Source organism: Calothrix sp. PCC 7507 (assembly GCF_000316575.1).
Taxonomy (GTDB): Bacteria; Cyanobacteriota; Cyanobacteriia; order Cyanobacteriales; family Nostocaceae; genus Fortiea.
The window spans coordinates 4,384,963-4,399,315 of the sequence record NC_019682.1 but is presented as its reverse complement, the minus strand read 5'-3'; the positions used below and the strand labels follow the sequence as shown (position 1 = coordinate 4,399,315).

Annotated in this window: 13 protein-coding genes; 6 read left to right on the top strand and 7 right to left on the bottom strand. The window is 43.1% G+C overall.

What is annotated here, in order from left to right; translation table 11 throughout:
- The first annotated feature begins 5 nt into the window (after nucleotides 1-5).
- Both CAL7507_RS18785 and CAL7507_RS18775 read left to right on the top strand, forming a co-directional pair.
- A complete protein-coding gene (locus CAL7507_RS18785) occupies nucleotides 6-479 on the top strand; it encodes a hypothetical protein (RefSeq protein WP_015130070.1) in 474 nt (157 codons plus the stop codon).
- A 1,209-nt stretch (nucleotides 480-1,688) separates the two neighbouring features.
- Nucleotides 1,689-1,985 carry a hypothetical protein gene (locus tag CAL7507_RS18775; RefSeq protein ID WP_015130068.1) on the top strand — a complete coding sequence of 99 codons (297 nt, stop codon included), beginning with the start codon at nucleotides 1,689-1,691 and terminating at the stop codon, nucleotides 1,983-1,985.
- A 791-nt stretch (nucleotides 1,986-2,776) separates the two neighbouring features.
- On the opposite strand, the gene CAL7507_RS18765 is transcribed toward CAL7507_RS18775, so the two are convergent.
- Nucleotides 2,777-3,040 (bottom strand): hypothetical protein, encoded by a 264-nt coding sequence (locus CAL7507_RS18765; RefSeq protein ID WP_015130065.1) that lies wholly within the window; start codon nucleotides 3,038-3,040, stop codon nucleotides 2,777-2,779.
- A gap of 690 nt (nucleotides 3,041-3,730) precedes the next feature.
- On the opposite strand from CAL7507_RS18765, the gene serA reads away from it, so the two are divergent.
- From serA to CAL7507_RS18750, 3 genes are all read left to right on the top strand, one after another.
- A complete protein-coding gene (gene serA / locus CAL7507_RS18760; RefSeq protein ID WP_015130064.1) occupies nucleotides 3,731-5,311 on the top strand; it encodes a phosphoglycerate dehydrogenase in 1,581 nt (526 codons plus the stop codon).
- A 148-nt stretch (nucleotides 5,312-5,459) separates the two neighbouring features.
- Nucleotides 5,460-6,380, top strand: a complete 921-nt coding sequence (prmA, locus tag CAL7507_RS18755; protein ID WP_015130063.1) for a 50S ribosomal protein L11 methyltransferase — start codon at nucleotides 5,460-5,462, stop codon at nucleotides 6,378-6,380.
- Nucleotides 6,381-6,453: 73 nt separating this feature from the next.
- Complete coding sequence (locus tag CAL7507_RS18750; RefSeq protein ID WP_160166344.1) at nucleotides 6,454-7,716, top strand: hypothetical protein; 1,263 nt, start codon at nucleotides 6,454-6,456, stop codon at nucleotides 7,714-7,716.
- On the opposite strand, the gene murD is transcribed toward CAL7507_RS18750, so the two are convergent.
- Nucleotides 7,713-9,161, bottom strand: coding sequence for a UDP-N-acetylmuramoyl-L-alanine--D-glutamate ligase (murD, locus tag CAL7507_RS18745; protein ID WP_015130061.1), 1,449 nt, complete (start codon nucleotides 9,159-9,161; stop codon nucleotides 7,713-7,715). The genes CAL7507_RS18750 and murD overlap by 4 nt on opposite strands.
- Before the next feature lie 89 nt (nucleotides 9,162-9,250).
- Nucleotides 9,251-11,401: a glycine--tRNA ligase subunit beta gene (gene glyS, locus CAL7507_RS18740; protein WP_015130060.1), complete on the bottom strand. Its 2,151-nt coding sequence runs from the start codon at nucleotides 11,399-11,401 to the stop codon at nucleotides 9,251-9,253.
- 201 nt (nucleotides 11,402-11,602) lie between these two features.
- On the opposite strand from glyS, the gene CAL7507_RS18735 reads away from it, so the two are divergent.
- A complete protein-coding gene (locus CAL7507_RS18735) occupies nucleotides 11,603-11,956 on the top strand; it encodes an element excision factor XisI family protein (protein WP_015130059.1) in 354 nt (117 codons plus the stop codon).
- A gap of 80 nt (nucleotides 11,957-12,036) precedes the next feature.
- On the opposite strand, the gene CAL7507_RS18730 is transcribed toward CAL7507_RS18735, so the two are convergent.
- The 4 genes from CAL7507_RS18730 to petJ all read right to left on the bottom strand — a co-directional run bounded on the left by CAL7507_RS18730 (nucleotide 12,037) and on the right by petJ (nucleotide 14,266).
- A complete protein-coding gene (locus CAL7507_RS18730; protein WP_015130058.1) occupies nucleotides 12,037-12,423 on the bottom strand; it encodes a type II toxin-antitoxin system VapC family toxin in 387 nt (128 codons plus the stop codon).
- Between the two features lie 3 nt (nucleotides 12,424-12,426).
- The gene (locus CAL7507_RS18725; protein ID WP_015130057.1) at nucleotides 12,427-12,702 is read right to left on the bottom strand and encodes a type II toxin-antitoxin system Phd/YefM family antitoxin; all 276 of its coding nucleotides are present in this window, start codon (nucleotides 12,700-12,702) and stop codon (nucleotides 12,427-12,429) included.
- A 155-nt stretch (nucleotides 12,703-12,857) separates the two neighbouring features.
- Nucleotides 12,858-13,877 (bottom strand): aldo/keto reductase, encoded by a 1,020-nt coding sequence (locus CAL7507_RS18720; RefSeq protein ID WP_015130056.1) that lies wholly within the window; start codon nucleotides 13,875-13,877, stop codon nucleotides 12,858-12,860.
- Nucleotides 13,878-13,930: 53 nt separating this feature from the next.
- Complete coding sequence (gene petJ, locus CAL7507_RS18715; RefSeq protein ID WP_015130055.1) at nucleotides 13,931-14,266, bottom strand: cytochrome c6 PetJ; 336 nt, start codon at nucleotides 14,264-14,266, stop codon at nucleotides 13,931-13,933.
- Between the last annotated feature and the right edge of the window lie 87 nt (nucleotides 14,267-14,353).

Here is a 14,353-nt window from a genome sequence, read left to right as displayed (position 1 = left end):
ATGTTATGTCATTATCCCTAGACCAAGTCGAGAAAACAATAGAAGCAATCGAGCATCTTGCCGACCCTTTAAGTAAGCGATATGGACGTTTACTGAACTGGCAGAATCCACCAGAGCCTTTCTGGCATTACGGTATTGGTGTATCAGATGTTCACATTTTTGATACAGGTAGTGGGTTGTGTTTATTTGAAAGAAAGGAAGCTAAATTCGTTCTTGGTATTGACCAGATCGCTTTTGCGCCAAAGCAAACAATTGAGCGACTTAAACAAGCCCTTTATGTTTTTGCTAGTTGGGAGTACAATTTCGTTGGTTGGAATTGTGAACATCTTGGCAGGTTAATTGCCACAGATCAACCAAGATGTTATCAAAGTAATCTTATATGGTGGTTGTGCGATATGACTCCAGAAGGCGACCACAAAACTGCACATCAAATCTTTCGCGATTACCTGGAAAACGTTGATCCTAGTCTTACTCGTTAGTCTCTAAAAAGAATCGGGTATTTGAGCGATCGCAAAGTTTGTCTAAATTGGCGAATATATAGTGAAATATCTGCTTGATGGGGAGGAATGATAAAGCAATCGCATGGGCTCGCTCTTAGTCGGAGATTTTGCGATTGCTTCGTTTCGCTCGCAATGACATACAAAAAAGTGGGATGCGCCCCAGACACTTTGATTTGTTCATCAACTACTTGCTAAGTGATGTGCCAAGTTAAGCACTCCGTCAATTACGAAAAGGCAACCCCCTACAAAATTTAAAATAGGGTTCCACTTCTTTTCACACTCTATCGCAAAGTCCCTTAATATCGTGCTTGGCAAAAGTAAAGGCTGGAATGTTTTGTTGTAGAAGATAGATAAATTTTCAAAGCTGGATGTATTCTTTACATTCGTTGTATGTACTACTATGGTTCTTACCTGTGAAAATTGGCCTATTACACTATCCGCTCCTAAAGCATTAGCCGACTTAGTAACCGATGTTATAGCTATGCTAAAGGCCAACAAAAAAGCAAATGTACGGTAAATTATACTTCTCATTGTGGTCATTTAAAGATTCCTCTTTTTCTATCTTTGGATTTGTTCTTTCTCGCTTCCTATCGATGGAAAATCACCTTAAATGCTACCTTTGATGGTGGGCTTGTACACCCTGCAATAAATAAACTGCTTAATAGCAGTATTGCCAGGGAAGCCTGTTGCAAATTATACTGATGAAACTTCATAAGTTACAGAAAATCAAATGAGTAATCACACAGAAAGTGATGCTAATGCCAAAAACTTTAGTAAATAGTGTAACGTAGAAATATTTCAAACAAGCCATCATGACAGCAATTTATTTACATTAATTTATACTTGCATCAAAGCACTTGGTTATTGATATACTCAATGCGAATAGTAAATGTTAAAAACAATACTTGTAGGATAGCAACTTGGGCTGACTTACAGAGCCTCACCTCTAAAAACTTTAGGTAACTCTTAACTATTAATGAATATATAGATGCTTGGTGCTGTTCATGGTTTATATTTACCCAGAGGTGGAGCAAACAGCCACTCATCTTCAAACATAGGAGGCAGCATCGATTCGTAGGTTAGGTGCAGCGTAGCGTAACCCAACATTTTTTACAAAATTTGCAGCGTTGATTTTTATCGTTGAATTAAGTATTTGGTTGTTTAAATAATTTCAAGGTTTGGTAGACTATGACTTTCAGTGATGTAGTCGAAGCAATCAAAAGTCTGTCCACTGAAGAAAAGCAAGAAATTCAACTGCTGTTGAAACAATATCTTCGTGAGGAACAGTGTGAACAGATATATGAAAATTTCCAGTCAGCGCAAGCTGAACAACAAAAAGGTGAACTGAAATTTTCTGCCAGTATTCATGAACTGAGACAACTACATAGAGGAATAATCTTGGAAGTCAGTTTCAGTTCTTCATTTAAACGTGCTTTCAAAAAACGCTTCAAAGGTAATGCGGATTTAGAAGCGAAGTTTTGGTAGAAATTGGAGCAGTTCACCATAGATCCGTTTGATCCGGGTTTGAAAACGCACAAACTGTCAGGCAAACTCAAGGAATTTTGGAGTTTTAGCGTAGATTACGACGAAAGAGTGTTGTTCTATTTTACAGAGGATGCCAAAGCCGTGTTCGTCGATATTGGTAGTCATGACGAGGTATATTAACAGCGATCGCTTTTCAAGTCTATGACTCACAGGTTTGAAGAAAATACAAACGTGAAGGCAAAAGCTATAAATGGGTTCGCATTTGCCGTAAATGCTTATGTAAAATCAACAAATGCGAAGGCAAAAGCTATAAATGAGTTCGCGTTTGCTGTAAATGCTTATGTAAAATCAACAAACGCGAAAGTCAAACTTATGAATGGGTTCGCACTGGCGATAAACTCATACCGTTTCTTTGTGAAGCTGCATATAATTCACCCCCCGGCTATCGCCGTCCCCCCTTGGTAAGGCAGGGCTGTTTCATTCCCTAAGAAGCTTGAAAAATCAAGGGTTCTAGCAAAATAAAATTGATGATTTTGCTACCTGGGTATCGAGAAAATAGACAATCGTACTGTTATTTATGTGCTGAATATTCTGTTTCATCGTTACCCATACTTATGATTTTTATCGCTAACCATCTTGACAAATCCTGTTTGAGAGGGAACGAAACAGCCCTGGGACTACAGGGGGGTATTATTATGTGCATCTTCATACAAAATAGGTATCACCTACAAAACTATTAAATACAACAAGCGATGTTTAGCGAGCAGCTGCTTTGCGTAACACTATACTATTTAGGCTCGTGAGCGAAACAAACCTGTCATGCTCACACCAGTAATCAATAATCCCACTAAACCCAAACCATTCAAGATGGGATAAATTTTCTCTAAATGTATAATTTCTAGGGTGTGAAGTCCCAGAAGAAATTCGCCTAACTCGTTTTGGTGCAACCATTCATGGGCAATGGTAAAACTCAAGCCAGTTAGCACAGTTAAAAACAAGGGCAAACATAAAATGATCGCAATCTGGCGATGATATCGCCGAAATAACCGATTCATAAACAATCTCTGAAAAAGTCACCTTTACATTATCAGTTTTCGAGCAACATAAAGCTTGTTGGGCTGGAACTGTTCCCAACGATAAAACGCTGTGAAAAAGCAGAGGAGCGGAGGAGCAGGGACGGTCTACTACTATATTCTAAGATACAAGGTTGGGTGCAGCGTAGCGTAACCCAACATTTTATACAATGTTTGAAGCGTTAATTTTTATCGTTGAATTAAGTATTTGGTTGTTTAAATAATTTCTATTTTCTTGATATCATGTGTTGGGTTCCTACGAGGAATTGCGATCGCACTGGCAGAATCCACCAGATCCTTTCTGGCATTACGGTATTGGTGTATCAGATGGTAAATGTTAAAAACAATACTGGTAGAATAGCAACCTGGACTGACTTACAGAGCCTCACACCTAAAAACTTTAGGTAACTCTTAACTATTAATAAATATATAGATGATTGGTGCTGTTAATGGTTTATATTTAGCCAGAGGTGGGGCAAACCGCCACTCATCTTCAAACATAGGAGGCAGCGCCATATCACCCCAATAACTGATGTTCCCATACCATCACCAAAAAGACATCAGTTCAGGATAAGTTGATATTAAAACAAACATTTTTGCTGAATTGCGACGGATAAAGACTAAACTTAAAAGTCTTGTGCAGCAAAACCTGTAGCTTTAAATGAAGTAATCATGTCTAAGGTTCTCGTCTCCGATCCTATTGACCAGGCTGGAATTGACATTTTATCCCAAGTTGCTACTGTTGATGTCAAAACAGGTTTAAAACCAGCAGAACTGGTAGAAATCATTGGTGAATATGATGCACTAATGATTCGCTCTGGTACCCGCGTTACTCAAGAAATCATTGAAGCCGGCACGCAGTTAAAAATTATCGGTCGTGCTGGTGTAGGTGTGGATAATGTTGATGTTCCGGCGGCGACGCGTCGCGGAATTGTCGTAGTGAATTCTCCAGAGGGTAACACGATCGCGGCAGCTGAACATGCGATCGCCATGATTTTGTCCTTATCTCGCCATATTCCTGATGCTAATGCTTCAGTGAAACGGGGTGAGTGGGATCGCAAAACCTTTGTCGGTGCAGAGGTTTATAAAAAAACTCTCGGCATTGTTGGGTTAGGTAAAATTGGCTCTCATGTGGCAGCTGTAGCTAAAGCAATGGGCATGAAGCTACTAGCTTTCGACCCTTTCATTTCTACAGAACGCGCCGAACAAATTGGCTGTCAGCTAGTGGATTTAGATTTGCTCATGCAGCAAGCAGACTATATCACCTTGCATATCCCCAAAACCCCAGAAACCACCCACTTAATCAACGCCAAAACCCTGGCGAAGATGAAACCCACTGCCCGTATTGTTAACTGCGCTCGCGGTGGCATCATCGATGAAGCAGCGTTAGCAGTGGCAATTAAAGAGGGTACAATTGCAGGTGCTGCCTTAGATGTGTTCGAGTCAGAACCATTAGGTGAATCAGACTTGCGATCGCTCGGTAAAGAAGTCATCCTCACCCCCCATTTAGGAGCCTCCACCGCCGAAGCGCAGGTGAATGTCGCTATAGATGTCGCCGAACAAATCCGCGATGTCCTCTTGGGGCTACCAGCGCGTTCTGCGGTCAACATTCCCGGACTCGGCCCTGACGTGTTGGAAGAACTCAAACCCTACATGGAACTGGCTGAGACTTTAGGAAACCTAGTAGGACAGCTAGCTGGCGGTCGAGTAGAATTACTCAACGTCCGCCTGCAAGGTGAACTAGCCACCAACAAGAGTCAGCCTTTGGTAGTAGCAGCCCTCAAAGGTCTACTTTATCAAGCACTGCGGGAACGGGTAAATTACGTTAATGCCAGCATCGAAGCCAAAGAGCGGGGAATCCGGGTGATTGAGACGCGAGACGCATCGGCTCGTGACTATGCCGGTTCGCTGCATCTAGAAGCCACAGGGACTTTAGGAACTCATTCTGTCACTGGTGCTTTGTTGGGTGAGAAAGAAATCCACCTCACCGACGTTGATGGTTTCCCGATTAACGTCCCGCCGAGTAAGTATATGCTATTCACCCTGCACCGCGATATGCCAGGGATCATTGGTAAACTAGGTTCCTTACTCGGCAGTTTTAATGTCAATATTGCCAGTATGCAAGTAGGACGGAAAATCGTCCGTGGTGATGCAGTGATGGCACTCAGTATCGATGATCCTTTACCTGAAGGTATTTTGGCTGAGATTATCAAAGTGCCAGGAATTCGAGACGCGTATACGGTAACACTATAGAGTGCTGAGTGGTGAGTAACGAGTGCTGAGTGAAGAAAAAAGTTAGGAGTGAAGAGTTAGGAGTAGATAAGATCACTTATAACTTGTAACTCACAACTATTAACTTTCTCAGACTCACTACTCAACACTCAGCACTCAGCACTCTAAGATGGCAAACACTTGGTGGGAACTACGGATTTTATGTGAACCAGACCTAGAAGATTCTATCTTTTGGCGACTGGAGAATTTTGGCTGCCGTGGCACAGCTAGCGAAGGCAAAGGTAGTTCCTCCCTGGTACGGGCTTACCTGCCGAGTTTTCAAGCACAGCTACTAGATTTAGCAGCGTTATCGCTTTGGTTGCGTCAAGATGCTTTGTGTGTAGAACTTTCTATTCCTAGTTTGCACTGGCAATTAATCGATGAGGAAGATTGGGCTAGTAGCTGGAAGCAATATTGGACACCACAAGAAATAGGCGATCGCTTTTTGATCAATCCCGCCTGGCTACCACAACCAGAAAACTCTACCCGGCTGGTGATTCGCCTTGATCCAGGTGTAGCATTTGGCACTGGCAACCACGCTACAACTCAGTTATGTCTAGAGTCCCTGGAAATGCGGTTGAGTGAAATACCTACATCTTTCACTGATGCAGCTAGCCAACAAGAGCCTGTGATTATTGCGGATATTGGCTGTGGTTCTGGTATCCTTTCGATAGGGGCATTATTATTGGGAGCAGCAACAGCCTATGCAGTGGATACTGATCCCTTGGCAGTGAAATCGACATTCAGCAATCGCGCCCTCAATGATATTAGTCCAGAACGCTTGATCTCAGCAGAAGGCAGCGTAGACATTTTGCCGCAACTCGTGGGAAAACCAGTAGATGGCATCGTCTGCAATATTTTAGCTGATGTGATTGTTGAACTAGTTCCAGAAATGAGTGCGATCGTCAAACCCACAACTTGGGGGATTTTTAGTGGTATCCTGCTCGAGCAATCCAAAGCTGTAGCTGATGCTTTAGAACAAAATGGCTGGGTTGTGGCTACCTTGTGGAAACGCAAAGAGTGGTGTTGTTTGAATGTCCGACGTTCTTAATGTGTAAAGCGATCGCCTCGCCACCCATCGAACATGTTGGGTAGAGACTACAGGTAAATAGACAGATGAAATAGTGCCAATTCCTAAATATCTCGGTAGACTATTGAAGCTGCTGCTAGGAAGGCACAATAATATGGCTATGTCTGATAACTTCCAGCGAAGTAAGAGTGAGCAACCAACAGATGTGCTTTTTGGCCTAGCTACTTCCTTTCTCCTGCACTCTATTCTATTGTTTTGGGGTAATTATTGGCTGACATCTGCTGCACTTGAGCAAAAGCAAAAGTTTTCACAAGCAATTCCCATTGAGTACGTTGAAGTTCCTCCTGAAGAGGCCAAACCACCCAAGGAAACCTCTAAACGAGCGGCAAATGATTCTGTTACAGGTGGGAAAATTACCAGACTTCAAGATTCTGTTGTTCCTAAAAATCTATCTGCTCAAAAACAGCAGACCAAACAAGCAGAAATCGCAGCCACACCCACCCGCACACAGCCAGCACCCATACCTACGCCAACAGAAGTTGCACTAGCTAGTCCACCAGCCCCTACCCCTGAGAAAATCGCAGTCACACCCACCCGCACACAGCCAGCGCCCATACCTACGCCAACAGAAGTTGCACCAGCTAGTCCATCAGTTGCTAAACCTAAGAAAATAGCAGTCACGCCCATCAACAGACAGCCAACACCCACACCCACAGATTTTCTACCTCAGAGAACTAGAGTTACTCCTGCTAAAACACCAGGATTACCAAAAACGCCATCTTCACCTCAACCACCTCTAAAATCAGGTGCAGCCAGCAGCTTGGGGGGACCAATTAGTTTGTCCAGCCGTGATTTAGGAGACAACTATGCAGCAGCCCTAACGAATTCCAGCCGCGTCAATCCTGCTGCCAATGGTGTTGATGCTCGTCAAGATACAAACTTAGGCCCTTACCTCAAAGAACTACAGCGGAAAGTAAAAGAGCAATGGCTACCTACACTCACCCAATCATCTCGACAGTCAGTGCTGCACTTTACTATTCAACGTTCAGGTCAAGTGAGCAATCTCCGGATTTCCCAAAGCTCATACCTATTTTGTATGAAGATGCACATAATAATACCCCCCTGTAGTCCCCCCTTGGTAAGGGGGGACGGCGATAGCCGGGGGGCGAATTATATGCAGCTTCACAAAGAAACGGTATCAGGATTCAGTGTTACTGATGAAACAGCATTAAGCGCTGTTAAGCGAGCAGCACCGTTTGTACCTTTACCTGCAACCTATAGAGAGAATGACCTCCAAATTGAATTTACATTTAGTATTAATGTCTATGGGGAACTAGATATCTCGGGTGGTAGTTAATGCTGATTTCCTACCCAATCTAAGCATAGTTGCCGGAAATGGTCGCCCCGCACTTCAAAATTAGGATACTGATCGAAACTCGCACAAGCTGGAGAAAGCAACACCACAGACGCTTGATACTGTTTGGCTAATTCCGCTGACTTGGGAACTGCTCTTTCCATTGTTTCCACAATTTCATAATTACCGTAACCCACCTCTTGCAGGCGTTGGGCAAATGCGGGAGCAGCAGCACCAATTAATAAGACAGCGGCGGCTTGGGATTGAATTTTTGCTAGCCAGCCAGTGTCATCACCAGCTTTAGCTTCGCCCCCAGCAATCAAAATTGCTGGACTCTTAACGGATGTTAAACCAACTTCTGCGGCATCGTAGTTAGTGGCTTTGCTGTCATTGATGAAATCAATGCCTTCCCAACTGCAGATGTGTTCCAAACGATGTGCAACACCAGGAAATTCTCGCACCCCACGCCCAATAGCATCGGGTTCAATTCCTGCTAACCGCGCCGTAGCTACAGCCATGAGTAAATTTTGTTGGTTGTGTTCTCCCACCATCCGCAAAGCAGATACTTCTACAACAGGTTTTGGCGGAGTATTTGCAGTTAATTTTTCCACAACCCAGCCATCTTCAATATAAAAGCCTTGTTCGCCAATGAGATATTTTTGACCTTTAACACTTGTCCAATAAGCATCAGGCCAATGACTTAAACCCACCTTGCTAAGATAAGCATCATCGCCATTGAACACTTGCAATTGCGACTGACGCAATAGTTTGGCTTTAATGTCGTAGTAGTTATCTAAAGTTCTATGGCGGCTGAGGTGATCCGGTGTGAAAGTTGTCCAAACACCAATGCGGGGCGCAATGGTGGCAGAAGATTCTATTTGATAGCTACTAATTTCTGCAATCACCCAGTCAATGGGGACTGGGGACTGGGGACTGGGGACTGGAGAATTATCACTTATTACTCCCTGCTCCCTGCTCCCTGCTCCCTGCCTCCAAGACAGAGCAACTTCACAGGCAGCGTAGCCAATATTACCGCAGGCTGGAGCGTTTAATCCTGCTGCTTGAAAAATGGCGGCAATCAATGCGGTGGTAGTTGTTTTGCCGTTCGTACCAGTAATTCCCACCCAAGGTAGAGATTGCAAATGTTGCCAAGCGAGTTCCATTTCGCCCATAGTTTCAATGCCTAATTCTCGCGCCTTGATTAATGCGGGAATATCCCAAGGCACGCCAGGACTAACTACTATTAATTGGGGTAAATCAGAATTATTAAATTCCAGGGAATACCCCAGTTTAACGGTTATTTGCTCGGCAGCGAGTTCTTGTTGTTGTTGAAGGAGGGTTGGGGAGGTGTTGCGATCGCATAACTCCACCTCCCAGCCTTCCTGTTTCAACAATCTCGCCGCTGCAATACCGGACTTTCCCAATCCAATAACTGAAGCTCTGGGCATAGACTGTAAATGTAGCAGAGGTCCCTGGTTAAGCACATCTTATGGTAGCGTTTATTAGCTAAAATTACACCACCTTTTGTTGACTTATGCTACAAATTTTTGACGATCGCACCGAAGTCGGCTAAAACACGGGCGTGATTGCGAAGTAATCCGAGTAAATGTAACCGATTACGCTTGATTTGCGGATCTGAGTCCATTACTAAAACACTATCTGCCCCATCAAAAAAGCTACTAACAGTAGGCGTAATTTTTCCTAACGCTGCTACTAACAGTTGATAGTTTCGTGACTGCTGGGCTGCTTGTGTTTGGGGCATTAAATCGACTATGGCATCATAAAAAGCAGCCTCGGAAGACTTTTGGAAGAGTTCTTTGTGAACTAGGTTTGTGGGATCTAATTGTTGTGTATCCAAATCGCCTTGGGCTGCTAGCCGCGTGGAACGGTTAACGGTTTCATAGATGTTTTCTAAAATGCCATTATTGCGAATCTCTTGCAGATATAAAGCGCGATCGCGGACATCTAATAAATCTTTTAAAGCCCGTTCTGTATATTCTGGGTCATTCTCGCCCAATACAGCATTGACTAGGTCATAATCAATCTGTTTTTCTTCTTGCAGTAAGGTGCGAATGCGTTGTAAGAAAAAGTCTCGCAAAGTGGTGACTAATGGTGTTTGCTCTTTGTTATAAGCACCAGCAAAATCCGTAGTGATTTGCTCTAACAACTGCGCTAAATTCACAGGCAAATTAGCAAACCATGTAATGTTAATTACTGCATTAGCTGCCCGCCGCAAGGCAAAGGGATCAGAGGAACCAGAGGGGATTAATCCCAATCCAAAGATACTGATTAAGGTGTCTAATTTGTCAGCTAAAGCAACAATTTGACCTGTGAGGGTTTGGGGTAAAATATCATCGGCTCCCCGTGGTAAATAATGTTCAAAAATTGCTCTACCAACTTCTGCTGGTTCGCCACTGGCTAAAGCATATTTTTCGCCCATTACTCCTTGCAACTCGGGGAATTCATAGACCATTTGGGTAACTAAGTCAGCTTTACAAAGCAAAGCTGCTCTTTGAATATTTTGGCGTTCATTTTCTCCTAGTTGTAATTGGACTGCTATTTGTGCAGCAATTTTAACGATTCTATCTACCTTGGCACGCAAGGAACCTAAATCTTCTTGGAAAGTGACTTTTTCTAACTGCGGTAAAAAGCTTTCTAAGGGCTTGGCTAAATCAGTTTTATAGAAAAACTGTCCATCTGCTAACCGAGCGCGAATCACTCTTTCGTTACCCACAGCAATGATATCTGCTTTGCGAGGATCACCGTTGGAAATGGTGATGAAATTGGGTAGTAATTCTTTGCTATCTGCGGCTTTGAATACAGGAAAATAACGTTGATGACTCACCATCACGGTGGTAGTTACTTCTGTTGGTAAATTCAAAAATTCAGCTTCAAATTTACCAATTACTGGCGAAGGCCATTCTACTAAGTTAGTGACTTCTGCTAACAAATCTGGGTAGATTTCCACATAGCCATTTAACTTTTGCACAGATGAATGGACTTGTTCAGTGATCGTTTTTGCCCGTTCTTCAGCATTAACTACAACGTAGGCAGAGCGGAGGGTGGTGACATAATCGGTAGCGTGGGGAATTGTCACAACTTCTGGATGTAAGACCCGATGACCGCGAGAAAGGCGATCGCTTTTCACTATCTTAGAAGCATTCACCAATTCCATCGGCAACACTACCGCATCTAACAAAGCTACCAGCCAGCGAATTGGGCGAGAAAACCTCACGTCTCCATCACCCCAGCGCATCAACCGCTTACCTTCTAAACCCAAAATCCAATGGGGAACTAGTTCTGTGAGGATTTCTGCCACTGGACGGCCAGGAATGCTTTTGTTGACAAAGACAAATTCCCCTTTATCTGTAGGGCGAATTTGTAGCGCATCGATTTCTACACCTTGCTTTTTGGCAAAGCCTATTGCTGCTGGTGTGGGCTTACCATCTTTAAAGGCTGCTTGGGCGGGTGGCCCTTTAATTTCCTCTTCCCGGTCTGGTTGCTGGGATGGTAAACCTGTAATTAGTACAGCCAAACGCCTAGGAGTACCGTAGACTTCCACAGCATCACTGGTGAGGTTGTTGGTAAAGAGACTTTGGGGAATGCGCTCAAGCCATTGAGCGATCGCCTCACGCAGAAAGCTTGCAGGTAGTTCTTCTGTACCAACTTCTAATAAAAAATCAGGCATAGGACAATATGTTGTAAAACAGTCAATTCCAACAGTTTACCTCGCCTGTCATGCTGACGGGTTGACTTGGCAACAGTTGAAAAAGAGGATTAAGAGCGATCGCTTCAGGTCAGCTTAATTATTCAGATTGGGCAATTGGGGGTATTAGATGGGATGCTACACATAGAAATTCTATGAACCTAGCCAGGAGGTCATTCTTCAATGGAGCAAACATTGAGTTATGCAGAGATTTTGAAGAAAACGGTGCAAGATGCGGCGATCGACCAACCCCGTTTGCAGGCGATCAAACTTTATCCGGTTTGTGATATCGATTCAGGTCATTTTCTTGTTCTAGCTACTGGCTGGGATAAACAACGCTGGATCGATAACATTCTGTTTCATGCTCGTTTGGTTGATAATCAAATTATTATCGAGGAAGACAACTTTGAGGAAAGCTTAACCCAGGCGCTCATTGCTGGCGGTGTCAGAAAAGAGGATATTGTAATCCATTTAGAACCTGCGATTCTACACTCAGAATGGTACGTGAGCTATCTACATTCTAAAGAAGGCTGTTGAGAAAAACGCATAACAATTCAAATGCAGCGGACGGATGAAAGCTACTGGTGCTGAGTTTGAGGTTGTCTGCCGCCGCTGATTTACCAAATGGTTTGCACGGAATACTGAACAATCAGCCTATCCACCGTCAAAATCGGGATATTTTCGACTTGAGCCTGTGCGATGAGGATGCGATCAAAAGGATCTTTGTGATGATCGGGTAGGGTATTGAGTTGGAAGACGTGGGGTAGGTCAATCGCCATGCTCTCGAAGTGGTTGACACTCAGACAAGACTGGATAAATTGAGTGGGTAGCTCTGGAAGCGGCAGTTTCCCGGTATTGAATTTGATGATAATTTCCCAACTGCTAGCAACGCTGAGATATAGGGTGTTATCAGAATTAGTAATAATGTCGCGAACTGCTGGAGAAAGTTGGGGATTGTTGGTGACCCACCAGAGTATGGCATGGGTGTCGAGTATGGCTCTCATGGATCAGTGAAGATCGGCAGGATTGAGAAACCCGTCCAGGATATCGTCAGGTAAAGGATCGTTGAAATTGTTTGGAACAATGAATTGACCTTCATATTGGCCAGGAACGCGGGGTTGACGCTGGGTTGTCCGATGAACTTCAATCGGTCGTAGACCATCCATGATCAGACGAGCGATTGGCTGATCATCTTGGAGAATTTGCACTTCTTCGCCGGGTTGGAGTCCTGAGATGATTTCGGGAAGGTGCTGTTGGGCTTCGGTGAGGGTGATTTGGATCATGGCTGACAGAGAAACTGTGGCATCTCAATCATAGCGATATGGATGGGTTTGGAAGTGTTAGTTTTTCCTTGACTTCCTCAACAGTTCTGAACTTGATGAAGTATTCCAGACGCGGAAACTTAACTTTCATCATTTTTGATCCATTCGCTGGCCTGTCATCGCCGATATTCGTCGCCACAATCGCCGATTGACTGATACAAATCTCGCGACTGGATAGATACAGCATTTATTAAATTTAAATCCTCACCATCTAGAGCCAAATTAAATACTTTGGCGTTGTCTTCCAAATGTTCAGATATCCCCAATCTCGCACCAACAATCACGCCTCCTACTGCAGGTTGATCTAATACATAACGTACCGCTACATTAGAGATACTGACCCCGTGTTTATCCGCAATTTTTTTGAGGGTAAAAAGCAACTCTTGAAATAAACCCCAACCCCCCCAAGCATCGATCATATTTTTATATTTCTTCAAGCTAATAGTAGTTAGTTCTAGACCTCGCGGTTCTGGTTTACCCAAATACTTTTCTGATAACAAACCACCACAAATAGAGCCATAGGTAAATAGTTTAATACTATGCTGTTGACACAACTGAATCATATTAACTTCAGGACGGCGGTCAACTAGGGAAAATTGCACTTGATTAGAAACAATTTTGATACCAGCCTCAATAATAATTTGTAGATGTTTAGCATCAAAATTAGTCAAAGCTAAATGTTTAATTTTGCCCTCAGTTTGTAATTCTGCCATATATTTGAGGGCATAAATGTAATTATTATCTTTGTATTCCCACCAATGAAATTGCAGTAAATCTAATGATTCTACATCCATCCTTCTCAAAGAAATATTGATATTTTCCTCAACGATTTTTCGGGTCATTTTCCCAGGACGAGGTACCCATTTTGTGAAAGCTTGCACATGAGATAAAGCAGCTTGTCCACGGGTAGCGGCTAGTTGACGACGAAACTCACCAATCAAGTCTTCAGCAGGTCCATAATGGTCTGCTAAATCCCAAGTATTAAAGCCTGCATCGATATATTTAAACATCGATTGAATAGCAGATTTAGTATCAATGCGTCCGTGTCCGCCTGAGACTTGCCACATACCATTTAAAATCCGGCATATGTTTAAATCAGGGGTAAATTGGAGATAGCTTGATGCGGGTAGTGACATATTTTTTAGAAATGTTTAACTTTGAATTATTTAACTGTTAACTGTTAACTGATTTAACGCCAGTCTTTTTCAGCTTGTTCTAAAACGTAAGCAGCGACATCTTGAATTTGCTGTGCATTCAAGCGGTCTTTATAGGCTGACATATTACTTTTACCATTAGTCACAATGTCTGTAATCGCCTCAAGAGAATCCATCCCATATCTCTTGAGTGCTTTCTGTTTTAGAGTTTTACCTCGCCTGACAATATTACCGCCATTGAGATGACAACCAGCACACTGAACGCTAAAGATTTGTGAGCCGTTAACTGTATCTAAGGCAATAGCAGATGGGGTAAAAATACTTGTTAATAAACAGAAAATAAGTAATGCCAAGGTTAGTAGTTTTTTCACTCAAATTCTCCAGATTCTGACTTGTTTTTTGTTCTTAGTTTAGATAGATTGCAGAAGCAATCTTATATAGCATTTCTCGACAAGCGT

What these genes read in the sequence shown, in the direction of transcription:
- CAL7507_RS18785 (WP_015130070.1), top strand. Translation starts at nt 6, where the DNA reads ATGTCATTATCCCTAGACCAAGTCGAGAAAACAATAGAAGCAATCGAG.
- CAL7507_RS18775 (WP_015130068.1), top strand. Translation starts at nt 1,689, where the DNA reads ATGACTTTCAGTGATGTAGTCGAAGCAATCAAAAGTCTGTCCACTGAA.
- CAL7507_RS18765 (WP_015130065.1), bottom strand. Translation starts at nt 3,040, where the DNA reads ATGAATCGGTTATTTCGGCGATATCATCGCCAGATTGCGATCATTTTA.
- serA (WP_015130064.1), top strand. Translation starts at nt 3,731, where the DNA reads ATGTCTAAGGTTCTCGTCTCCGATCCTATTGACCAGGCTGGAATTGAC.
- prmA (WP_015130063.1), top strand. Translation starts at nt 5,460, where the DNA reads ATGGCAAACACTTGGTGGGAACTACGGATTTTATGTGAACCAGACCTA.
- murD (WP_015130061.1), bottom strand. Translation starts at nt 9,161, where the DNA reads ATGCCCAGAGCTTCAGTTATTGGATTGGGAAAGTCCGGTATTGCAGCG.
- glyS (WP_015130060.1), bottom strand. Translation starts at nt 11,401, where the DNA reads ATGCCTGATTTTTTATTAGAAGTTGGTACAGAAGAACTACCTGCAAGC.
- CAL7507_RS18735 (WP_015130059.1), top strand. Translation starts at nt 11,603, where the DNA reads ATGGAGCAAACATTGAGTTATGCAGAGATTTTGAAGAAAACGGTGCAA.
- CAL7507_RS18730 (WP_015130058.1), bottom strand. Translation starts at nt 12,423, where the DNA reads ATGAGAGCCATACTCGACACCCATGCCATACTCTGGTGGGTCACCAAC.
- CAL7507_RS18725 (WP_015130057.1), bottom strand. Translation starts at nt 12,702, where the DNA reads ATGATCCAAATCACCCTCACCGAAGCCCAACAGCACCTTCCCGAAATC.
- CAL7507_RS18720 (WP_015130056.1), bottom strand. Translation starts at nt 13,877, where the DNA reads ATGTCACTACCCGCATCAAGCTATCTCCAATTTACCCCTGATTTAAAC.